The organism is Pantoea sp. RSPAM1 (assembly GCF_038816185.1).
GTDB classification, from domain to species: Bacteria; Pseudomonadota; Gammaproteobacteria; order Enterobacterales; family Enterobacteriaceae; genus Pantoea; species Pantoea ananatis.
The window spans coordinates 3,906,866-3,928,035 of record NZ_CP046137.1 but is presented as its reverse complement, the minus strand read 5'-3'; the positions used below and the strand labels follow the sequence as shown (position 1 = coordinate 3,928,035).

The following is a 21,170-nucleotide window of genomic DNA, read 5'->3' as shown; positions in this document are numbered from 1 at the left end:
GAATAACCATCAGGGAACGGGAACAACCTTTAACGTCATCAGACCGATGCCGAGTTTGCGTGGGTCCTGACCTGCGATGTTGTTAAGATTACTGAGTTGCGGCTCTGGTGGGGTAAACGTTAACCGACGGCTTCCGCGGGTGTTATCAAAACGCAGCGTTTGGGTTGACGCTTCTTCTCCCAGCATCAGGGGCTGTTTTATGTCGCCTACCTGCACCGTTGTGGGTCGGTGCGCATTGGGGCCATAGGCGAGAGCGGTAATCACCAGATCAAATCTGGCGGGCAAAGGGTTAACGAATTCTATGGTCACTTCCGGGGCAAGATTGGCGTTTGACCAGCGGCCCCAGTTTTCCGAACGGGAAAGGCCGCTGAACTGCTTCACGCTTGCGGGGGCGCCGGGAACCGCGAACAAAAAGCTGTCGGCATTATAACGAATCGCATTATCGTCGATGCGCAGCTGCGCCACGGCATGTTGATAGTTTGCATCGTTCTGGGGGCCTGCCGGGAACTGCACCTTTCCTTTCCACAGGGGGTTATCCATGCGCATAACGGAGGGATGGCCCGCGAGCTGGCCCATTGCCAGGCACCAGTCGCTGGACAGGGCCAGCGCGGGTTGCCAGATACGGGCAATTTTAAAGCAGCGATCGACCCAGACAAACTTTTCCGCCGAGGTAAAGTCGGCCAGCTGATAACGTAAAGGTGCCGAATATTCCCCCTCAGGCAGTGGCTCCACATGCTTCTCCGTCACCCTCAGCAGAATGGGCAAGGCAAAGCTGGCTCCGGAAAAGCTGAGCGTGTTCTTCGTCTGATCCAGCGTGATGCTGTCGATCTTTTTGGGGAAGTTCCACAGCTGAATGATATCGGCTTTCCAGCTCAACACTTTGGTTTTCATATCCTCAAACTGGCTCGACAACGACACTGCGGACAGGCTGCTACGTCCCAAACCTATCGCATTGTCGCCGCCCAGAATATCCAGTAACGTCGCGCCGTTATCCAGCGTACTGCGTTTCATATCCATCACTTCTGCCTGTGGTTGATCGCCACGGATCACCATAAACAGATCGTGACGAGGAAGCTTGATCAGAAAGGGATGCGCCGTGTTGTTCATGGCCAGATGATCGGATGCCACCACAATTACGGTATTCTTAAACCAGGGTGAAGCCTTAATACGGGAAATCAGGCGTGCGATATGCTCCTGCGAGCAGGATACGGCGCTGAACGACTGATTTGGCTTGCCCGCATAGCTATAACTTTTGCGCTGACAACTTCGGGAAATAAATCCATCAGGATGATGCGTATCCACCGTGAGCGCAAACAGCGCAAAACGTTTCTGCTGGCGCGAAAGTGCCTCATAGGTTTTAAACACCTCGTCCAGCACGGTATCGTCGTAATAACCCCAGTTATTGCGGTAGGTCGGATCGCTAACCTTGTCTTTGAGTTCCTGTGAACCGTACAGGCGCGCAGAGTCAAAGCCGTGAGAACGTAAAAAGACATCTTTACCCGCAAAGCGCAGGTCAGCGCCCTGAATAAACCAGTTTTCATAACCGGAATTTTTTAAAATATCACCCAGGCAAATGTTCTGTGGGTAAAAACTGGAAAGAGAGGCAGAAGCATTACCGTCGAAAGGGGCAAAAAGCGGAATACCGCACATCGACGCGACCATACCGGCAATGGTGTAATCCGTGCCGGGAAGCTGCTCGGTCTGGCTGAAGTCGATGCTTTGCTCTTTTTCCCGGCTGAGTTCGGGGGCCAGTCCAGGGAAGGCAATCGGGTCGAAGTAGGTCCGCTCCAGGCTTTCAGCATAAATATACACCACGTTAAGTGCGGGCTGCGCAATGCGCTTTTTCGGGACCTTGTAGACGGTGGCAAAGTCGGAGTGTTCGCGCAGTGAGTGCGAGGTAATGAGTGAACTCACTTGCTGAAAGGCTGGCGACGTTTGTACCGCGCCGGCGGCACAGGCAAAGGCTACCAGGCTCCAGCCTGAATGAAAGGGCCGCTCGCGGCGGCGCAGCAGCCATGACAGGGTACAAAACAGTAAAAACAGCACGATGACCAGCCCAAGGGCAGGCACAACGTATTTACTCAGGCCGGCACCGGTCAGGCTGTTTGTTAAGGTATACACGACAGCGTCAGTAATGCCGTCGCCGGTAAAATAATTACTGGCGAACAGTGTGGCATTGAGCAGCACGAACAGTATTAACAGGCATAAGGTGAGGGAAAACCAGATTCTGCTTCGGCCTGCTTTACAGGAATAAACAGCAATCGCGGTCAGAAAAAGTATTACTGACACGAATTCAGACAACGTCAAATCCTCTTATCGTATGAATATGTCTCTTATCAACAGGGGGGACATTCCATGGATTTTTGACTCAATCTATAGCGGCTGTCGTCGGGCTGCAACATCTCCGCGCAGATTTGGCTGCAGACTCACAGTACCGTCAATCTGACGTCAAACAGGGGCGAAGTGCCCGGCGATTTCTGTTGAAACGGCCGGACAGAAGGCGGATTACGCGCGTTGTTCCTGCGGCGCTGAAAGTCTGGCGGGGGAGGAGGGGCTGTCGTGCATCGCTTCCCCGACCAGGCTGGCACGATTGTAAAAGCGTAACCGCAGGTTAAAATCGAGGTACGCGCGCGCACTGTCAGTAAGCCGGATGACCGGCGGCGGCGTGAGCGGACGCTGCTGAAACAGAACAGAGCGCACACAGGCATCGCTGCTGCCAGCATGCACCTGCTGATAATAGCCGACGCTGGCTTCCGCTTTGCGTAACCGGGTATTAACCCGACGGTGCTCATCCATAGCCAACTGATGTGCCAGCGCCGTGAGTTCGTCACCGGGGTTGCTGAGATTCTGTTGCACCGCAGGGAAATCACTGCGTTTCATTAACTCCATCAGATAGTTTTGTCTGCCTACGTATTTTACCGGGGCCAGTTGCTTCAGCCATTCGCGAATAAAGGGATTCTGAGCAGGCGCCGCGATAAAGCCGGTTTCAATCATCGGTCTGAGTGGGTTAACCGTGTTTTGCTGACGATAATATCCCAGCACATCCATGGGGCGGTCGCTTTGTGCCTGATGGACCCAGGCAAGATCCTCGAACAGCAATGTGTTGCAGTCGATGCTGATGCCACCGTAGCGTAATAACAGCTCCAGCCGGATGATGTCGCCTTTTAGCTGCGGAGTCAGATCGGAAGAGACAAATTGCAAATCCGGCAGCCACTGTCCCAGCGTCCGAGGGGTAAGCAGATGAATCTCATGATCCGGATTATCACGGCGAATTTTACTGGCGTTAAGGGCAACGGAAGCAGGTAGCCGGTCGCCGGGCCAGTACAGCCAGACTTTTTTAGCAATGGCAGGCAGAGTCTTAGGTGTGGATTCCAGCAGCACGTCCTGTTCCTGCGTAGGATCGTATTCAGGCGCGCTTACGGCCCGGTGTTGTTTCATCGTCCACAGCATGCGGCTGGTGAAAGCAAGTTTTTCCCATTGACGCCAGAGATGATGCAAGGAACGGCGGTGTGAATTCATGTTTCACCTGTTATTTTGATTATAGTGTTTATGCCAGTCGGCAAAATAAGGGCTTGAGCTGTCATCCCGTATATAAACCGCCATAAACGCAGACATGCTGCGCTGCGCAATGAGTATTGTATTTCCCTGGTAGGGTTCGATGGCGAGCCACGACAGTTTCTGCGCACAAGCGTGACCTGAGCGGCCGCGGCTCAATTATTTAATAGAACACAATTCAACAATTCGCTATTCCTGATGAAAACTTTAGGATAAAACGGAAATAAGTATTCGCCTGAAATAAAAATAAATATTTATTTACGCTAATGTTTTATTCCGCTATGGCAATATCTTTATATCGACAGAGGGAGAGTTTTTCTGTCCTGATACTGATCAACAGTGCGTGAGTAAGGGAAGCAGTGCTGAATCGAGATAAGTAAAATATTCAGCATGAGTAATGAATTTACAGATGCGCGCAGCCTGACAGTCATTGTCTACGCTTTAGCGATACAGACGAAAAGGAGATGACATGCCATTTGAATCTCGAGGATTACTGGCGATTGACAGGCAAACCAGACGGGCGCTGTTTCTCGATCCTGACACCTTTGACGTCAGCCAGGCCGTGGACGTTATCCCAACGCGACTGCACGAGCTTTTGATGCTCGCGCCCTGGGAAAAGGCTTTTCTGCCGCTGTACGGTGACGATATGCAAGGCGATGCGCCTCATCCTGGCCATAAAGTGGCGGTCATTGATTTACGACAGCGGGCGATTAATGACTATATCGACCTCTCACCGTCACAAGCGCCGCACAGCGGTCAGTTAGGGCGCGACGGCAAAGTGTATCTGTGCTGTGAAAATCCTACTGTCGTGGTGGTGATCGATCCCGTAACCCACCGCGTTGAAAAGACGATTCCCATTCCGCTTGATAATACCCATCGCCTGACGCTTTCGCCCAGCGGCCGCAAGCTCTTTACCGACAATGAGCAGGATGCCACCATCACCGTCGTCGACCTGTGCGAAGCGGAAGGGCGAGTCATTGATACCATTTTGATGCCCGGCCCGGTTTCAGGCCTTACTGCATCTCCTAAGCACCCCTATCTCATCGCCAGCGCCGCCGATGTGCCGCTGCTGTATGTCGTCGATCGCCAGAGCCATCGAATCCGCCAGCGGCTGGCGCTTCCGGGCCACCAACAGCCCTGTCAGAAGGTTCGCTTTAGTCCGGATGGCGAGTATCTGATGGCGATCGGGCACCAGGAACCCATCGTCACGCTTTTTGATGAATTGCTGAATCCTTTGGGGCATATCGCGCTGACTCACCAGCCGCTGGATGGCTGTTTCAGTCCGGATAATAAACGGCTATTGATCACCCATGATGATAACCGGACGCTGAGCGTCATTGATCTGGTACTGAAAATCGTTCTTGCGACAACCGAGGTAGGGGCAGGCTACGAAACGCTGAGCTACTTTCAAATTGGTTAAATAAAGGGGCGATGGTAGATGGCCGAACTCCAGTGACGGCTGCTGGCGTGTTTTTCCGCCTGCCAGCCGCGCTTACGCAATTCACGAGCAATCATCTTGTTCATAATGCCGTGTCCCAGTAGCAAAACCGTCCCCTGCTGCGACAGGGCGATCAGGCGATCGGCGGCACGCGAGGCGCGGGCGCGCGCATGCTGCAGCGACTCGGTCTCGCCGGTATAGCCACAAAACCACATGGCGCGCAGGATGGCCTGCCACACAAAGGTGGGCAACTGAATGCGATCAGCCCGGAGCAAAGGAATACCGACTTCACTGAAGAGCGCATCAACGTGATGGGGATGCAGCCCAAGGCGCTCCAGCGAAGAGTGGGCGCGGGGCAGAGGACTGCAGACCACAACCGCCGCTTTTCTGGCGATGCTGATGCTGCGATCGGGCGGCCCATCGCTCACCAGTGACAGATCGTAGGCTTCACACCAGTCTGCCAGCCCCTGTGCGCTTAAACGTCCGGCAAAAGGGTGGTCAGGTTTACCATGTCGCATCAGGATAATGGTCATAATGATTTAACGGCGTTCTCCGGTTTATGCGCCAGTCAGGTATATCTGAGGATGCATTATGTGGCAATCGCTGCCCGTGCTGTCATCGGGCAGTCACACCAATGTGCGACAACATCAGGCGATGAAAGGGTCAGACAGCCAGTTTGGCTTAATGTTAAAGGAAAAGTGCCTCTGGTTCCGGTGTATGCTGTTTTTTTGTGCGCCGGATCGGGATTAACCGCCTGATTTTGCGCGTAAAATGGCATATTAATTAAGCTTGATAGTGAAGAAAATCTAACAAATTTTCGCAAAGGCTATTGATTTATCTACGCGCGTAGATAACACTAGATTCCAGTGATTGCTCACGGTGCTCGATGCACGGTAGGCCGATCGAGGATCAAGTTACATTCGCCAGATTAATACGACCGCTGAAATATACAGCGGCGAAGCTCGCGATACTGCGGATTCCAACACCAGGGAATCTTTAACTTTCCTTTCATCATGGTTAGCCAACTGAATGTCGCCACCGGGGCGTTCTGCTCGTAGTCAGGGAACCGTCTCTCGGAATGGCATTTATCGATCTGCATATTTTCAAGGGACAGCGTTTATGACGGCACAGCACTCCGTTACGCAGCAGGCAGCACAGCCTTCTACCTCCGCCGCTGATGAGCGGTTTACTACCCCAGCCGGCCGCAAAGATTTTTGGCGCGCGACGGTTTCATGCTGGTTAGGGACGGCAATGGAGTACGCGGATTTCGCACTCTATGGCCTCGCCGCCGGCATTATCTTCGGTGATGTTTTCTTTCCTGAACAAACCCCCGCCATGGCGCTGCTTGCCAGCTTTGCAACCTGGTCGGTTGGATTTGTTGCCCGCCCCATCGGCGCGTTATTTTTTGGCTGGCTGGGCGATCGAAAAGGTCGCAAAGTCGTCATGGTAACCACCATTATTTTGATGGGCGCATCCACAACCCTAATCGGCCTGATTCCCAGCTACGCCGCCATTGGCATCTGGGCGCCTGCCTGTCTGGTTCTGCTACGTTTCAGTCAGGGGTTTGGCGCAGGCGCTGAGCTTTCCGGCGGAACCGTGATGCTGGGCGAATATGCGCCGGTTAAGCGGCGTGGCCTGGTGTCTTCGGTTATCGCCCTCGGCTCTAACAGCGGCACGCTGCTGGCATCGCTTGTCTGGCTGCTGGTGGTGCAGATGGATAAACAAAGCCTGCTGGAATGGGGATGGCGTATTCCCTTCCTGAGCAGCGCCGTCATTGCCCTTGTGGCACTGTGGATCCGCCGCAACCTGCGGGAAACCCCGGTGTTCGAGCGCAAGAAAGCGCTACTGGAAGCGGAGCGGGCGAACCTTATCGCCGCGCAGCATCAGACGGTTGATACGCGCCCCTTCTTTCAGCGTACCCGTGCTTTCTGGACCATGGTCGGCTTACGTATTGGCGAAAACGGTCCCTCTTATCTGGCGCAGGGGTTTATCGTCGGGTATGTCGCTAAGGTCCTGATGGTCGATAAATCTGTGCCGACCACGGCGGTCTTTATTGCCTCGCTGCTCGGCTTCCTGATAATTCCCCTTGCCGGCTGGCTGTCAGACCGCTTCGGTCGCCGGGTCGTTTATCGGGTTTTTTGCCTGCTGCTGATGATTTACGCCTGGCCAGCCTTTACGCTGCTGGATACGCGCGAACCGGCGATTGTTATCCCGGTTATCGTGGTGGGCATGGCGCTGGCTTCTCTGGGCATCTTTGGCGTCCAGGCGGCCTGGGGCGTGGAGCTGTTTGGCGTGAACCACCGTTATACTAAGATGGCCGTGGCCAAAGAGCTGGGCTCAATTATTTCAGGCGGCACTGCACCCTTGGTGGCGGCGGCGATGCTGTCGTATACCGGGCACTGGTGGTCCATTGCGACCTATTTCTCAGCGATGGCTTCCATTGGTTTCCTGACCACCTTTGTGGCACCGGAAACACGCGGGCGCGATCTTAATCTGCCAGAAGACGCTATCTGAATACGATGATGTTACATGGCAGGCGGCATGAGATGAGGAGGGCGAAGTGGCGAAACCGGTAAAAACGACGGTGACGCGCAGCGACGTGGCAAAAGCCGCTGGGACCTCGGTTGCCGTGGTCAGTTACGTCATTAATAACGGACCACGCCCGGTCGCGGATGCCACCCGTCAGCGGGTGCTTGCCGCCATCGAGCACACCGGCTATCGCCCGAATGCCGCCGCCCGCGCCCTGGCGTCGGGCCACACCAAAACCTTTGGGCTGGTGGTGCCGAATATCAGCAACCCCTTTGTCGCATCGATGGCGCACATGCTGCTGCAGGAGTCGCTCAATCACGGGCATGTCATGCTGCTTGGTGATGCAGGCGACGATCGCAAACGGGAGCTGGAGCTGATTCAGGGGCTACTCAATCGTCAGGTCGACGGCCTGTTTTATAACAGCGTGGATCGCCATCCTTTCATTGATATCATCACAGCCAGCGGGACACCGCTGGTTATGCTTGATCGGGTTGAAGCGCAGCCCGGGGTCAGCATGTTACGGGTGGATGAGCGACAAGCCGCCTTTCAGGTGTGCGCACATTTGCTGAGCCATGGTTATCAGCAGGTCGGCATGATTAGCGGACCGCTGGATATGCTCAATGCCCAGGATCGTATTCAGGGCTGGCGTGACGCGATGCAGGCGCACAATGTACAGATTGATGAATCACTGATTTTCCCCACCACCTATACTCGTGAGGGCGGTTATCAGGCCACACTACGCATGATAGCCAGCCAGAAGCTGCCCCGCGCGCTGTTTGCCAGTAACGAAGGCCAGGCCATTGGCTGTATCCGCGCCTTGAGTCAGCACGGCATTCGCGTGCCGGAAGATGTGGCGCTGGTCTGTTTTAATGGCACAGAACAGTCTGCCTATCACGTTCCGGCATTAACGACCGTGCGTCAGCCGGTTAAAGATATGGCACGCTGCGCTATCCATATGTTGAAACAGTGGAATGGCGAGGCACGCATTGAATCGTTTCCACACCACCTTGAAATTGGTGAATCTTGTGGCTGTCGGCCATCACAGGCCAGAGTAAATAAATCAAATAATGAAAAGACTGATTATTGATTGTGATCCGGGGAATGGTATTGCAGGGGCGAACACGGACGACGGCCTTGCTCTTTCTCTGGCATTAGCCTCACCAGGGCTGTCGTTAGAATTAATTACTACCGTAGCAGGGAATACGCCGAGCGATGTTGGTGCGCGGGTCGCCAAAGATTTGGTGACCCGGCTGGGCTGTGCCGTGCCTGTCGTGCAGGGTGCCCGTCAGGCACTGTGCGAAGATCCTGGCCCCTGGCGCGCTGTGCTGGACAAGCGGGTTGAACAGCTCAATCTGCTGTCACTCTGGCAGGGCGTTCCTCAGCCTGCCATGTTAGAGGCCGATGCAACGGATGCCGCGCAGGCGATGGGGCAACTCATCTGCGATAACCCCGGCGAAATCACGCTGATTGCGATTGGCCCACTCACCAATGTGGCGCTGGCCATGGAGCGTTTTCCGGACATGGCGGAATCGGTGGCAGAGATCGTGATTATGGGCGGCGTTTTTGCGCTGGATGATTACATCAAAGACACCAATTTCGGCATCGATCCGGAAGCTGCTCATCAGGTATTACACAGCGGCGCCGCCATTACGCTGGTCCCCATGGATGTCACCACGCAAACGCTCCTGACTCAGGACGATCTGACGCGCATGACCCGTCGCGAACATCCGCTGACGCGCTTTGTGCATGACACTTTGCAGCCCTGGATCGACTACTCAATGCAAACCCGTCACCTGGCCGGATGCTGGATCCATGATGCGCTGGTCGTCGCCTGGCTGCTTAATCAGCGCGTGGCATGGGGAACGGACTATCGTGTGGATATTGAGCTGCGTCCGGGCGCGACGCGCGGTAAAACCTGGCGCTATCGGCAGCCATTGCGTCTGGACGTGGGTATTCCGCCTGACGCCGGCGCGCTGGTGCATGTGTTGCACAGTGTGGATAACGCGCGCCTGCTGTCAATCATTGAGCAGGCCTTTAACCACCTTCCCGAGTAAAACCCAGGCGATTCGTCGCCTGGATTCTCTGCCGTCAGACACGCTTTCTTACAGCCTGATCCACTGCCTGACAATTGCGCGGTACGCTCTCCTCTGGAACATGATGTATACATTTGATTAACAATTACATCACTCTCCGACAGCGGCCAGGAACGTTATGGGCGATGCGCCAGAGTGTCTCAGAGAGGAGACGTGTATGCTTGACTGGACATCGACCCAGCGCAACGTGGCTTTCGCCTGTTTTGCCAGTTGGACGTTGGACGCATTCGATTTTTTTATTCTGGTGTTTGTACTGAGTAATCTTGCTCAGTACTTCCACAACTCTGTTACCGATGTGTCTGTCGCCATTATGCTAACGCTGGCGGTGCGCCCGATTGGCGCGCTACTGTTTGGGCGGATGGCGGAGAAATATGGCCGTAAACCAATCTTAATGCTGAACATTATCTTTTTCTCCGTGTTCGAACTGCTGTCCGCCTGGTCACCAACCTTCGCTGCATTTCTGGCTTTCCGCATATTCTATGGTATTGCCATGGGCGGCATTTGGGGCGTGGCCTCTTCACTGGCAATGGAAACTATTCCCGACCGCTCTCGTGGTCTGATGTCGGGACTTTTCCAGGCCGGCTATCCGTGCGGTTACCTGCTCGCGTCCATCGTCTTTGGTTTATTTTTTGATGCGGTGGGCTGGCGCGGCATGTTTCTCATCGGCGCTATTCCGATTCTGCTGTTACCCTTTATCTATTTCAAGGTCCCTGAATCGCCCGTGTGGCTGGCGGCACGTGAGCGCAAAGAGAGCAGCGCACTGATGCCGATACTGCGTCAGCACTGGAAAATCTGCATCTACATGGTGCTGTTAATGGCTTGCTTTAACTTCTTTAGTCATGGTACGCAGGATCTTTACCCGACCTTCCTGAAAGTGCAGCACCAGTTTGATGCCCACACCGTGAGTATTATTGCCATCAGCTATAACATTGCCGCTATGCTGGGGGGCATCTTCTTCGGCACGCTGTCTGAACGTATCGGCCGCAAGAAAGCCATTATTATCGCCGCATTGCTGACGCTGCCGGTGCTGCCGCTGTGGGCCTTTTCCAGCGGTTCATGGGCTATTGGTCTTGGGGCCTTTTTGATGCAGTTTATGGTGCAGGGCGCATGGGGCGTGATACCGACTTACCTGAACGAACTGGTGCCGGGGAATGCAAGAGCGGTATTGCCCGGCTTTGTTTATCAGTTAGGTAACCTCATTGCGTCCGTCAATGCGACGCTGCAGTCACGTATTGCTGAAGCGCATGGTGGCAACTATGGGCTCGGAATGGCCATCGTAGCGGGGACCGTGGCCGTATTGATTTGTCTCTTTGTCGCCTTTGGCCGTGAAACGTGCGGAATTAAAATTTCCGGCGCGATGGCAAAGCAGACAGATTAACGCGTTTCACAGACGTCTACCCATTTTGCCGCAGTGAGTTCAGCCATCTGCTGCGGCGAAATGCGTACGGCACTGTTAACCGCGCCCGCGGCGGGCAACACTTCATCAAAGCTTTTTAACGAGATATCACAATATACCGTGACCGGATTTTCCAGGCCAAAGGGGCAAACTCCGCCAACCGGATGCCCTGTCCAGTTGATCACTTCGTCCACGCTTAACATCCGCGCTTTGGCACCCAAGGCGGCTTTGAGTTTGCGGTTGTCTAACCGCGCATCGCCACGGGTCACCACCAGGATCACCTCATTCCTGACCTTGAGGGAAAGGGTTTTGGCGATTTGTCCCGGCGCCACACCGTGAACGCGAGCCGCCATTTCTACCGTTGCGGTACTGTAAGGCATCTCAATGATGTCGATTTCCGGCGCACGCTCGGCAAAAAACTGGCGTACAGACTCCAGGCTCATTTTTCTCTCCATGCTAATTGAAGGCGTAAAAATTGCCACAAGCCCGCTGCGGTGTAAACGAGAGAGAGAAAGAATAGGTAACAGAATGCATAGCGGCGAGAGGGTTGGGGAAGAGCAGAGGCAAAACGAGAGGGCGCTAAGGGGCTGACGCGGTTTTATTTCTCTCTGTTTTCACTCCAGGGGCGCCGGATAACATGGCTATCCGGCACGCGCTTATATGACGTCACTCGTCGCGGGGCTGAGAACACCGGGCAGATCTTCCCAGGCCAGAATCGTATTTCGCCCCTGATTTTTCGCGACGTATAATGCGCGGTCAGCATTGGCAACGGCCTGATCAAATTCATTGTCGTAAATCGGCGCAATGCCTGCGCTAATGGTGACATGCGTCGAAACGCGCTCATTAAACAAATGGGGAATTTCCAGATTCACCACATACTGGCGAATTCTTTCCGCCAGTTTCATGGCGATTGATGCATTGACGTTGGTCATTAATACTAAAAACTCTTCTCCGCCGTAACGTGTTACCACATCGCGTGAGCGTACCGCATCGCGAATGGCAACCGAAACGCGTGCCAGCGCCTGATCACCCATCGCATGACCATAATTATCGTTGTAAGCCTTAAAGTGATCGATATCTAACAGCAGCACATAATGACTGCCGACATGATTATCCAGAATGTTATCGAGGCGATTTTTCAGTCCGCGTCGGTTATATAAGCCTGTTAGCGGATCGAGCATGCTGAGATCGCTGAATGACTCTTTTTCTTCATACAACTGATACATTAAGCGCAGCGTAAAGTCTTCCGAACGGCGACGCATCAGATGTTGCAATGAAAAGCCAATCAGCGGTAAGGCAATCGTCAATAAAATCAACGGCAGATGTTGCCCGTGATCCAGCATGAGCACTGTTAACATGGAAGGTGTAATGTGCAGGCAAAACGCGACCAAATAATCGCTCAGTGCAATGGCGCTGATAAAAAAAACGCACAGTAGACTGACAATCAAAAAACCGCCATCGTCAATCAAAACAGAATGATAGCGATACTGAATATGCCATGCCCATAGCCCGCCCAGGATTAGCGCGACGGGATTTAACAGTGGTAATTTTAGTTTAGTTTTTATTAAACACGTGCTCAGCATGGTCAGGCTAAAGAACGCCACCATCATCACCGGCACGGTGACTTGTGTTTCATTATTTTCGGCCAAAGGGAGCAGACAAAATAGCGAAACGGATGCGTTTAAAAACAAAAAGAGCATCAACGAGAGGCGGTATTTGCTGTGTTTCAATTCATCATAAGATTCTATTTTCATTATTCATACTCGTGACGGCCCTGAAATAACAAAGCAAAAACCGGCGCAGGATTTCAGCCGGTCAACAGGCATTATATTGCTGTTATAAAAAGTGTAATCAGTTGCAATTTAACATTTTCTTGTTTAGCTGTCATCTTCCCACCCGCCCGTGAAAAAACCAGCTGAAAGTTGAGAATTATTATCATATGATAATGGGAATTGTTATCATATGATATCGAATCAACTAAAACGGCTCACAGGTGGTCAGGGGGAAGGCAATGCGCGGTATCAAACTGGATAGTGCATGGGGAAGTATGCTGGCATGTGCGGCAATACCGGTAATAACAGCATGGCAGCCAACCTTTGAGCAGTGGCGCGTCGTGATGTTAATCGCGTTATTGCTCACCCTGCTGATGTTGTTTAGTCAGCGCATGCGGCACTATGTTTTGCTGCCTTCCTGTCTCGCGCTGGCAGGCGGCATTGCGGCAACAGGCTTCACATTCAGCGGGCTGTAGTGTGTCCGGGGAGTGAAACGGGTAAGGCAAGGGAAATACAGGAATAATAGAGTGGGAATGACAACGTTGGTGCGAAGAGAGGGACTTGAACCCTCACGTCCGTTAAGACACTAACACCTGAAGCTAGCGCGTCTACCAATTCCGCCACCTTCGCATCGTGTTGTCTTTTCATATCACCGCAATGGTGCGAAGAGAGGGACTTGAACCCTCACGTCCGTTAAGACACTAACACCTGAAGCTAGCGCGTCTACCAATTCCGCCACCTTCGCGCAGTGCTCGCGATATGAAATATGTGATTTTGGTGCGAAGAGAGGGACTTGAACCCTCACGTCCGTTAAGACACTAACACCTGAAGCTAGCGCGTCTACCAATTCCGCCACCTTCGCATACCCGCAATACGTTACCGTATTACAACCACGGAGGCGCATTTTAGAGATTTTACTCAATGCGTCAACACATATTTCGCCAGACGGAAACGATCGCTGCAAAAAGCAACGTTTTCAGCCTGGCGACGCGCTAAAACGGCGAAAAAGGCAAAGAAAACGTATTAACGGGCTTTGGCACCGCGACCGTAAACCGCACGATAAACTTTAAAGCGGCCGGTTTGCGCCAGCACTTCGTGATTGCCAAAGGCTTCGTCCAGCACCTGGGGATAAGGCAGGAAGGCGTTCGCCACAATGCGCAGCTCTCCACCGCTGTTCAGGTGCTTAACGGCACCTCGGATCAGCGTTTGGGCGGCATCCAGGCTGGTCTGCGTGCCTTCATGGAACGGTGGGTTAGAGATAATCATGTCAAAGCGCCCGGTCACGTCAGAAAAGACGTTACTGGCAAAGACTTCGCCTTCCAGGCCGTTAGCGGCCAGGGTGGCTTTACTGGCCTCAACGGCGGCGGCATGGACGTCACACAGCCACAGGCGCACTTTGGGTGAATGCGCCGGTAACGACGCGGCGATCACGCCTGCGCCGCAGCCGATATCCAACACTTTCCCTTTGGTGTGCGGTGTGAACGTGGAGAGCAGTAATGCGCTGCCCGCATCCAGACCGTCGCGGCTGAATACACCAGGTAAGGTATGAACGGTCAGGTCATCCAGCTGGTAGCTGTTACCAAAGGCCGAGGCATCAAAGGCAGGCTGCTTCTCCAGATGACCATGATAAAGACCACAGCGGCGTGCACTGTCGATTTTTTCCAGAGTCGCCCACTGCTCCAACATGCCTTCAGCACTGCGCACGCCGCTGCGGTTTTCGCCTACCACAAAAATATCGCAGCCAACCGGCAGCAGAGACAGCAGATTTTGTAACTGGAATTGCACTTCCGGTTTGTTCTTGGTCCAGAAGTAAACCAGCGTATCGCAGCCCTGAACATCCTCTGCCTGAGCGACCAGTCCATAACGCGCCTGTTCCCCCATACGGCGGCTCAGGTTTTGCCAGTGATGATATTGCTGAGTGTGCACGCGTGAAGAGGCGGTCTCAAGCTGTGCGGGTAGGTCATCCTGCAAATCGCCAGCAAATAAAACGTGGCGGGCGGTAAATTCATCACTGTGGCGCAGAATGACTTCGCTGGCCGGGGTAAAAGCAGACATGTAGGGCTCCTGTAAGATCTGAGCGGAGATTATAGTGGTTTGTTGGCGCATGTTCGATGGGTTTGCTAGCATAGCGTCGCATTCAGCGAGCAAAGCAGGTATATCATGACGTCCAGGCGCGACTGGCTTTTACAGCAAATGGGGATTACGCAGTATCAACTGCGCCGCCCGCGCGTGCTCCAGGGCGAGATCGCCGTACGGCTTTTGCCGGATACGCAGCTGATTATTGTGGCGGAGAATCCGCCAGGTTTGCAGGAACCTCTCCTGCGTGATGTCCTGCACACGCTCAGTCTTAAACCAACGCAGGTGATGACCGTGACGCCTGACCAGCTGCAAATGCTGCCGGAAACGCTCAACTGCGCGGGCTGGTTATTAGGTGTTGAGAGCGAACAAACCTTCAATGGCGTTGCCTTAACCAGCGCTTCTTTTAATGAACTGCTTAGCAGCGGTGCCGCCCGGCGCGCGCTCTGGCAACAGATGTGTGAACATGACAGCCATTTCTTTCCTCACGCCTGACGCGATTCCCGAGGCCTTTGCTATTGAATGTCGCAGCCATGCATTCCCCTGGCGCGAAGAGACCTTTGCCAGCAATCAGGGCGAACGTTTTCTGAATCTGCGGTTAGATGTCGATAACCAGATGGCCGCCTTCGCGATCACCCAGGTGGTTCTGGATGAAGCGTCGCTGTTTAATATTGCGGTCGACCCGGCTTATCAACGGCGCGGCCTTGGCCGGGCGCTGCTGCAGCATTTGATCGATCAACTGATTGCGCGCGATGTCATGACATTGTGGCTGGAGGTGCGTGCGTCAAATGCCCCCGCCATCTCGCTGTACGAACAGCTGGATTTCAACCAGGTCAGCCGCCGTCCGAACTATTATCCCACCGCCAGCGGCCGTGAAGATGCCCTGATCATGGCGCTCACGCTCTAGCCGTTTCTGAGGAGTTTTGATGTTAGATAACTGGGATTGCATCCTGTTTGATGCAGATGACACGCTGTTTCACTTTGACTCGTTTGCCGGCCTGCAACGTCTGTTTGCCGGGTACGATGTGCAGTTCACCGCTCAGGATTTTGCGGATTACCAGGCGGTCAACAAGCCGCTCTGGGTGGAGTATCAAAATGGCCAGCTGTCTGCACTGGAGCTCCAGACCCGCCGCTTTGTCGGCTGGGGGCAGAAACTCAGCGTGGCTCCGGCGATCCTTAACGATGGCTTTTTGTCAGCCATGGCGGAAATTTGTCTGCCGCTTGAGGGGGCAGTCAGCCTGATGACGCTGCTGCACGGCCGCGTCAAAATGGGCATCATCACTAACGGCTTTACCGCGCTGCAGCAGCGTCGTCTGGAGCGCACAGGCTTTCTCGAGTATTTCTCTGCACTGGTGGTGTCAGAAGAAGTGGGCGTGCCTAAACCTGACGCCAGGATTTTTGACTATGCGCTCGAACAGATGGGGCATCCGCAACGCGATCGCGTGTTGATGGTTGGCGATACGCCAGAATCAGATATCCTCGGCGGCATGAATGCGGGCGTTAAAACCTGCTGGATCGACCACGGCTCGCGCCCGCTGCCCGAAGCGATCAAACCGGACTGGCGGGTGAATACGTTATCCGAGCTGGAAGCGCTGCTAAAAGGCTGAGCCTGGCGCGTCACGCGGATCTGGAAAGGAAAAGGCCCTTGAGATGGGCCTTTTTTGATCAAGCTTGTTGGTGAGGCATGAGGGCAATGTCTGGCAGGCGGTAAAGTAAACCGCGCCGGGCCGTCGCGTCAGACCGAGGGCTTTGCGGCATCGTCCTTTTTCTCGTCCTCCTCATCATCCTCTTTCACAGGCGTACTGGCCGTGAGCAGGAACGGAGACTGCTGCCAGCGCGTGCGGCGGTCACGCAGTAACGTACGGCTGAGGATGATGCCAATCGCCAGCGCCAGCAGCATCATCAGGCGCAGAATATTCGTGGTATTATCCACCTGACGCGATTCGGTGACCAGCACGTGCGTATCCAGCGTAACCCGCAGAAACCCTGCGGGGCCGTTGCCGCCGGTGAGCGGTTGCACGATTTGGTGATTGAAGTAACTTCCCGCGCGTTTGCCATCCAGTGCCAGCCGATCGCGCACGTTAATATTTTCGCCGCTGTGCGCCACCAGGCTGCCATCGCCGGCATAGACGGACGCATCCAGAATACGGCTGTTCTCGGTCATCTGATTAATAATGGCTTCAATCTGACTGCGGTTGTCTTCGCTGTTATCCATCAAGGGCTTAAGGCTGAACGCCACCTGGCGGGTCAGCGTTTGAGCCAGCTCTTCTGCCTGTTCAGAACGCGCCATCTGATGGCCAAGGCTAAACCAGGATGCGCCTTGCATAAGCACCACTAACAGCGCCAGCGAAATCAAAACGATCACCGTGCGATGTAAGCGAAATTTCAGTGCGGTTTTAGCCATTAATTATCCGAATCACGTGACGACAGAAAGCCTGGATATTATGTTGCCAGAAGCAGCGCAGACAAGGTAGCCTCTTGCGTGGTTTTGTTGTTCCTACAGGAGCCCTGATGTCAAATCATCTTACCTGGTGCGATCTGCCTGCTGATGTCTCTCTCTGGCCGGGGTTGCCCCTTTCACTCAGCGGTGACGAAGTTATGCCGCTTGACTACCGTGCGGGTCGAACCGGTTGGTTACTCTATGGTCGCGGCCTGGATAAACAGCGTTTGACCGATTATCAGCACCAGCTTGGCGCCGCGATGGTGATCGTCAGTGCCTGGAACGTAGACGACTACCAGGTGATTCGTCTGGCAGGTTCCCTGACGCCGTTTGCCAGCAAACTGGCGCACGATCTGGCGCTGGATGTGGCACCGCTCGGGAAAATCCCGCATCTGAAAACGCCGGGCCTGCTGGTCATGGACATGGACTCCACCGCCATCCAAATCGAATGTATCGACGAGATAGCCAGACTGGCGGGCTGCGGTGAGCAGGTGGCAGAGGTCACCGAGCGGGCGATGCGCGGCGAGCTGGATTTTACCGCCAGCCTGCGCCAGCGCGTGGGCAAGCTGAAAGATGCCGACGCCAATATTCTTAAACAGGTGCGCGATGAGCTGCCGTTAATGCCAGGCTTAACCACGCTGACCAAAAAATTGCAGGCGCTGGGCTGGCAGGTGGCTATCGCCTCTGGCGGCTTTACCTATTTTGCAGAGTTCCTGCGCGACAAGCTGCATCTGTCGGCCATCGCGGCGAACGAACTGGAAATCCGCGACGGTAAACTCACGGGTGAAGTGTTGGGGCAGATTGTGGATGCCCAGTACAAAGCCGAGACGTTAAAAAAACTGGCTAAGCGGTTCGGGATTGCGCCAGAACAAACCGTCGCCGTGGGTGACGGGGCGAATGATTTGCCGATGATCAAAGCCTCGGCGCTGGGCATTGCTTACCACGCCAAACCGAAGGTCAATGAGCAAACGGCCGTCACCATTCGCCATGCCGATTTAATGGGCGTATTTTGCATCCTGACCGGAAGCCTGATTCACGAAGAGCGTTAACTGAGGAGTTGTTTTGGCCAAAGCGGCAAAACGCGCATTTGTTTGTAACGAGTGTGGCGCAGATTATCCGCGCTGGCAGGGGCAATGCAGCGCCTGTCACGCCTGGAACACCATTACCGAGGTACGGATTGCCGCCTCACCCGCTGCAGCGCGCAATGAGCGCCTCAGCGGTTATGCGGGCAGTGCCGGGACCAGTCGGGTGCAAAAGCTGTCCGAAATCAGTCTGGAAGCCTTGCCCCGTTTCTCGACCAGCTTTAAAGAATTTGACCGTGTGCTGGGCGGTGGCGTGGTGCCCGGCAGTGCCATTCTGATTGGTGGTAATCCCGGGGCCGGTAAATCCACTTTGTTGCTGCAGGTCATGTGCCGCTTAGCGCAGACCATGAAAACCCTGTATGTCACCGGCGAAGAATCCTTACAGCAGGTGGCAATGCGCGCCCATCGGCTGGGTTTGCCGACTGAAAACCTCAACATGCTGTCGGAAACCAGCATCGAACAGATCTGTCTGATCGCTGAGCAGGAAGCGCCGCAAATCATGGTCATCGACTCCATCCAGGTGATGCACATGGCCGATATCCAGTCTTCACCCGGCAGCGTGGCCCAGGTGCGCGAAACCGCCGCTTATCTGACGCGCTTTGCCAAAACCCGCGGCGTGGCGATTATCATGGTGGGCCACGTCACCAAAGACGGATCGCTGGCCGGGCCGAAGGTCCTTGAGCACTGTATTGACTGTTCGGTGCTGCTGGATGGCGATGCCGATTCGCGTTTCCGCACCTTGCGCAGCCATAAAAACCGTTTTGGTGCCGTGAATGAACTGGGGGTTTTTGCCATGACGGAGCAGGGCATGCGAGAGGTGAGCAATCCTTCGGCCATTTTCCTGTCGCGCGGTGAAGAGATTACATCGGGCAGTTCGGTCATGGTCCTGTGGGAAGGAACCCGGCCATTGCTGGTCGAGATTCAGGCGCTGGTGGACCATTCGATGATGGGGAATCCCCGACGTGTTGCCGTTGGGCTTGAACAAAACCGCCTGGCGATTCTGCTGGCGGTACTGCATCGTCACGGTGGATTGCAAATGGCGGATCAGGATGTGTTCGTCAACGTCGTGGGCGGCGTGAAAGTCACAGAAACCAGCGCCGACCTGGCGCTGATGCTGTCAATGGTTTCCAGCCTGCGCGATCGCCCCTTGCCGCAGGATCTGGTTATCTTTGGCGAAGTCGGGCTGGCCGGCGAAATTCGTCCGGTACCCAGCGGTCAGGAACGGATCTCAGAAGCGGCGAAACATGGCTTCAAACGGGCGATTGTGCCTGCGGGTAACGCGCCGAAAAAGCCGATTGAGGGCATGCGCGTCTACAGCGCGAAAAAGCTGGCGGATGCGCTGGCGATTCTCGATGATCTTTAAGCTTTCCCTAATGCCCTTTTGCCGTTGCGCAAACGGGCCGGTGAGGGACAACTGTCCTCACGTCGTTGATCATTTTTCGCAGGAGGCAGCACATGTCGGCGTTTGATTATTTAAAAACGGCCATTCGCCAGCAGGGCCACACGCTACAACAGGTGGCCGATGCCAGTGGCATGACCAAAGGGTACTTAAGCCAACTGCTTAACGCGAAAATTAAAAGCCCCAGTGCACAAAAGCTGGAAGCCCTGCACCGTTTTCTCGGTCTGGAGTTTCCACGTCGCGACAAAAAAATTGGGGTGATATTTGGTAAGTTTTATCCGCTGCATACCGGCCATATTTATCTCATCCAGCGTGCCTGTAGTCAGGTCGATGAGCTGCATATCATTATGGGCTACGATGAGCCGCGCGATCTGAGCCTGTTTGAAAACAGCGCCATGTCGCAGCAGCCCACCGTCAGCGACCGTCTGCGTTGGTTACTGCAAACCTTCAAGTACCAGAAAAATATTCGCATTCATGCCTTTGATGAAGAGGGCATTGAACCCTATCCCCATGGCTGGGATGTGTGGAGTGCAGGGGTGAAAACTTTTCTCGACGAGCAGGGAATTGCCGCAGACTGCATCTATACTAGTGAAGCACCCGATGCCGAAATGTATCAACAGCACCTGGGCATTGAGACGATACTGATCGATCCGAAACGATCGTTTATGAACATCAGCGGCGCGCAGATTCGTCAGGATCCCTTCCGCTTCTGGGAGTATATTCCCACCGAAGTAAAGCCTTTCTTTGTGCGCACCGTGGCCATTCTGGGCGGAGAGTCGAGCGGAAAGTCGATGCTGGTGAACAAGCTGGCGAACATCTTTAATACGTCCAGTGCGTGGGAATATGGCCGTGACTATGTTTTTTCCCATCTGGGCGGCGATGAGATGGCGCTGCAGTATTCTGACTACGATAAGATCGCGCTGGGCCATGCACAGTACATCGATTTTGCGGTGAAATATGCCAATAAAGTGGCATTTATCGATACCGACTTTGTCACCACCCAGGCCTTTTGCAAAAAGTACGAAGGACGCGAGCATCCTTTTGTTCAGGCAATGATTGATGAGTATCGCTTCGACCTGGTCATTTTGCTGGAGAATAACGTGCCTTGGGTGGCGGATGGATTGCGCAGCCTGGGCAGCTCTGTCGATCGCCGTGAGTTCCAGAGCATGCTGATCTCAATGCTGGGTGAAAACCACATCGATTTCGTTCATGTGCAGGAAGAAGACTACGACGCGCGTTTCCTGCGCTGTATTGAACTGGTGAAAGGGATGCTGGGCGAACAGAGCCCGCTCTAAGGCCTTTAGCTTCATACCGGGGCGGGGAAAAAACAAGACGTCGCCCTTTAATGGCTGTTTTTTATTCATATTATTTGCTTACTCTCTAACCTGAA

At 54.2% G+C, this 21,170-nt stretch carries 19 protein-coding genes and 3 tRNA genes; 12 read left to right on the top strand and 10 right to left on the bottom strand.

Features of this window, described 5'->3' with window-relative positions:
- Positions 1–9: 9 nt before the first annotated feature.
- Positions 10–2,301 (bottom strand): phosphatidylglycerol--membrane-oligosaccharide glycerophosphotransferase, encoded by a 2,292-nt coding sequence (gene opgB, locus GKC68_RS18915; RefSeq protein ID WP_342656402.1) that lies wholly within the window; start codon positions 2,299–2,301, stop codon positions 10–12.
- Between the two features lie 204 nt (positions 2,302–2,505).
- Entirely contained in the window at positions 2,506–3,519 is a 1,014-nt protein-coding gene (locus tag GKC68_RS18910) for a capsular polysaccharide synthesis protein (RefSeq protein ID WP_028724587.1), read from the bottom strand.
- Positions 3,520–4,024: 505 nt separating this feature from the next.
- Between GKC68_RS18910 and GKC68_RS18905 the strand changes: the two genes are divergently transcribed.
- Positions 4,025–4,975 carry a hypothetical protein gene (locus GKC68_RS18905; RefSeq protein ID WP_028724589.1) on the top strand — a complete coding sequence of 317 codons (951 nt, stop codon included), beginning with the start codon at positions 4,025–4,027 and terminating at the stop codon, positions 4,973–4,975.
- Here GKC68_RS18905 and GKC68_RS18900 read toward each other — a convergent pair.
- Positions 4,972–5,526: a histidine phosphatase family protein gene (locus tag GKC68_RS18900; RefSeq protein WP_047715052.1), complete on the bottom strand. Its 555-nt coding sequence runs from the start codon at positions 5,524–5,526 to the stop codon at positions 4,972–4,974. The two genes, GKC68_RS18905 and GKC68_RS18900, sit on opposite strands and share 4 nt — an antisense overlap.
- Positions 5,527–6,112: 586 nt before the next feature.
- Here GKC68_RS18900 and GKC68_RS18895 point away from each other — a divergent pair.
- The 4 genes from GKC68_RS18895 (at position 6,113) to GKC68_RS18880 (ending at position 10,993) form a co-directional block, all read left to right on the top strand.
- Positions 6,113–7,507, top strand: coding sequence for an MFS transporter (locus GKC68_RS18895; RefSeq protein WP_342656401.1), 1,395 nt, complete (start codon positions 6,113–6,115; stop codon positions 7,505–7,507).
- A gap of 46 nt (positions 7,508–7,553) precedes the next feature.
- A complete protein-coding gene (locus GKC68_RS18890; RefSeq protein ID WP_028724592.1) occupies positions 7,554–8,609 on the top strand; it encodes a LacI family DNA-binding transcriptional regulator in 1,056 nt (351 codons plus the stop codon).
- Entirely contained in the window at positions 8,590–9,576 is a 987-nt protein-coding gene (locus GKC68_RS18885; RefSeq protein ID WP_342656400.1) for a nucleoside hydrolase, read from the top strand. Before GKC68_RS18890 ends, GKC68_RS18885 begins: the two co-directional genes overlap by 20 nt.
- Before the next feature lie 196 nt (positions 9,577–9,772).
- Positions 9,773–10,993 (top strand): MFS transporter, encoded by a 1,221-nt coding sequence (locus GKC68_RS18880; RefSeq protein WP_288427851.1) that lies wholly within the window; start codon positions 9,773–9,775, stop codon positions 10,991–10,993.
- On the opposite strand, the gene GKC68_RS18875 is transcribed toward GKC68_RS18880, so the two are convergent.
- Both GKC68_RS18875 and GKC68_RS18870 read right to left on the bottom strand, forming a co-directional pair.
- The gene (locus GKC68_RS18875; RefSeq protein WP_047715050.1) at positions 10,990–11,454 is read right to left on the bottom strand and encodes a YbaK/EbsC family protein; all 465 of its coding nucleotides are present in this window, start codon (positions 11,452–11,454) and stop codon (positions 10,990–10,992) included. The two genes, GKC68_RS18880 and GKC68_RS18875, sit on opposite strands and share 4 nt — an antisense overlap.
- A 213-nt stretch (positions 11,455–11,667) precedes the next feature.
- On the bottom strand, positions 11,668–12,765 hold the full coding sequence (locus GKC68_RS18870) for a diguanylate cyclase (RefSeq protein WP_028724596.1): 1,098 nt from the start codon (positions 12,763–12,765) through the stop codon (positions 11,668–11,670).
- Between the two features lie 257 nt (positions 12,766–13,022).
- On the opposite strand from GKC68_RS18870, the gene GKC68_RS18865 reads away from it, so the two are divergent.
- Complete coding sequence (locus GKC68_RS18865; RefSeq protein ID WP_050598432.1) at positions 13,023–13,259, top strand: DUF1435 family protein; 237 nt, start codon at positions 13,023–13,025, stop codon at positions 13,257–13,259.
- Positions 13,260–13,326: 67 nt separating this feature from the next.
- On the opposite strand, the gene GKC68_RS18860 is transcribed toward GKC68_RS18865, so the two are convergent.
- From GKC68_RS18860 to rsmC, 4 genes are all read right to left on the bottom strand, one after another.
- Positions 13,327–13,413, bottom strand: a tRNA-Leu gene (locus tag GKC68_RS18860).
- 28 nt (positions 13,414–13,441) lie between these two features.
- Positions 13,442–13,528: transfer RNA gene (locus GKC68_RS18855), tRNA-Leu, on the bottom strand.
- A gap of 30 nt (positions 13,529–13,558) precedes the next feature.
- Positions 13,559–13,645 (bottom strand) — tRNA-Leu (locus GKC68_RS18850).
- A gap of 161 nt (positions 13,646–13,806) precedes the next feature.
- Complete coding sequence (gene rsmC, locus GKC68_RS18845; protein ID WP_342656399.1) at positions 13,807–14,838, bottom strand: 16S rRNA (guanine(1207)-N(2))-methyltransferase RsmC; 1,032 nt, start codon at positions 14,836–14,838, stop codon at positions 13,807–13,809.
- A 105-nt stretch (positions 14,839–14,943) separates the two neighbouring features.
- Here rsmC and GKC68_RS18840 point away from each other — a divergent pair, with 105 nt between their 5' ends.
- The 3 genes from GKC68_RS18840 to yjjG are packed head-to-tail and all read left to right on the top strand — an operon-like array spanning position 14,944 to position 16,466.
- Positions 14,944–15,354: a DNA polymerase III subunit psi gene (locus GKC68_RS18840; protein WP_028724599.1), complete on the top strand. Its 411-nt coding sequence runs from the start codon at positions 14,944–14,946 to the stop codon at positions 15,352–15,354.
- Positions 15,326–15,766, top strand: coding sequence for a ribosomal protein S18-alanine N-acetyltransferase (gene rimI, locus GKC68_RS18835; protein ID WP_342656398.1), 441 nt, complete (start codon positions 15,326–15,328; stop codon positions 15,764–15,766). Before GKC68_RS18840 ends, rimI begins: the two co-directional genes overlap by 29 nt.
- A gap of 19 nt (positions 15,767–15,785) precedes the next feature.
- Entirely contained in the window at positions 15,786–16,466 is a 681-nt protein-coding gene (gene yjjG / locus GKC68_RS18830; protein ID WP_047715047.1) for a pyrimidine 5'-nucleotidase, read from the top strand.
- Between the two features lie 128 nt (positions 16,467–16,594).
- On the opposite strand, the gene GKC68_RS18825 is transcribed toward yjjG, so the two are convergent.
- Entirely contained in the window at positions 16,595–17,263 is a 669-nt protein-coding gene (locus GKC68_RS18825; RefSeq protein WP_028724602.1) for a YtjB family periplasmic protein, read from the bottom strand.
- 107 nt (positions 17,264–17,370) lie between these two features.
- Between GKC68_RS18825 and serB the strand changes: the two genes are divergently transcribed.
- The 3 genes from serB to nadR all read left to right on the top strand — a co-directional run bounded on the left by serB (position 17,371) and on the right by nadR (position 21,075).
- Entirely contained in the window at positions 17,371–18,348 is a 978-nt protein-coding gene (gene serB / locus GKC68_RS18820) for a phosphoserine phosphatase (RefSeq protein ID WP_014595282.1), read from the top strand.
- 13 nt (positions 18,349–18,361) lie between these two features.
- The gene (gene radA / locus GKC68_RS18815; protein WP_028724603.1) at positions 18,362–19,744 is read left to right on the top strand and encodes a DNA repair protein RadA; all 1,383 of its coding nucleotides are present in this window, start codon (positions 18,362–18,364) and stop codon (positions 19,742–19,744) included.
- 92 nt (positions 19,745–19,836) lie between these two features.
- Positions 19,837–21,075: a multifunctional transcriptional regulator/nicotinamide-nucleotide adenylyltransferase/ribosylnicotinamide kinase NadR gene (gene nadR, locus GKC68_RS18810; RefSeq protein ID WP_028724604.1), complete on the top strand. Its 1,239-nt coding sequence runs from the start codon at positions 19,837–19,839 to the stop codon at positions 21,073–21,075.
- The last annotated feature ends 95 nt before the right edge of the window (positions 21,076–21,170 follow it).

Bases quoted from the DNA above. Each gene is read 5' to 3' on its own strand.
- GKC68_RS18910 (WP_028724587.1), bottom strand. From the start codon at position 3,519: ATGAATTCACACCGCCGTTCCTTGCATCATCTCTGGCGTCAATGGGAA.
- GKC68_RS18905 (WP_028724589.1), top strand. From the start codon at position 4,025: ATGCCATTTGAATCTCGAGGATTACTGGCGATTGACAGGCAAACCAGA.
- GKC68_RS18900 (WP_047715052.1), bottom strand. From the start codon at position 5,526: ATGACCATTATCCTGATGCGACATGGTAAACCTGACCACCCTTTTGCC.
- GKC68_RS18895 (WP_342656401.1), top strand. From the start codon at position 6,113: ATGACGGCACAGCACTCCGTTACGCAGCAGGCAGCACAGCCTTCTACC.
- GKC68_RS18885 (WP_342656400.1), top strand. From the start codon at position 8,590: ATGAAAAGACTGATTATTGATTGTGATCCGGGGAATGGTATTGCAGGG.
- GKC68_RS18880 (WP_288427851.1), top strand. From the start codon at position 9,773: ATGCTTGACTGGACATCGACCCAGCGCAACGTGGCTTTCGCCTGTTTT.
- GKC68_RS18875 (WP_047715050.1), bottom strand. From the start codon at position 11,454: ATGAGCCTGGAGTCTGTACGCCAGTTTTTTGCCGAGCGTGCGCCGGAA.
- GKC68_RS18870 (WP_028724596.1), bottom strand. From the start codon at position 12,765: ATGAAAATAGAATCTTATGATGAATTGAAACACAGCAAATACCGCCTC.
- GKC68_RS18865 (WP_050598432.1), top strand. From the start codon at position 13,023: ATGCGCGGTATCAAACTGGATAGTGCATGGGGAAGTATGCTGGCATGT.
- rsmC (WP_342656399.1), bottom strand. From the start codon at position 14,838: ATGTCTGCTTTTACCCCGGCCAGCGAAGTCATTCTGCGCCACAGTGAT.
- GKC68_RS18840 (WP_028724599.1), top strand. From the start codon at position 14,944: ATGACGTCCAGGCGCGACTGGCTTTTACAGCAAATGGGGATTACGCAG.
- rimI (WP_342656398.1), top strand. From the start codon at position 15,326: ATGACAGCCATTTCTTTCCTCACGCCTGACGCGATTCCCGAGGCCTTT.
- yjjG (WP_047715047.1), top strand. From the start codon at position 15,786: ATGTTAGATAACTGGGATTGCATCCTGTTTGATGCAGATGACACGCTG.
- GKC68_RS18825 (WP_028724602.1), bottom strand. From the start codon at position 17,263: ATGGCTAAAACCGCACTGAAATTTCGCTTACATCGCACGGTGATCGTT.
- serB (WP_014595282.1), top strand. From the start codon at position 17,371: ATGTCAAATCATCTTACCTGGTGCGATCTGCCTGCTGATGTCTCTCTC.
- nadR (WP_028724604.1), top strand. From the start codon at position 19,837: ATGTCGGCGTTTGATTATTTAAAAACGGCCATTCGCCAGCAGGGCCAC.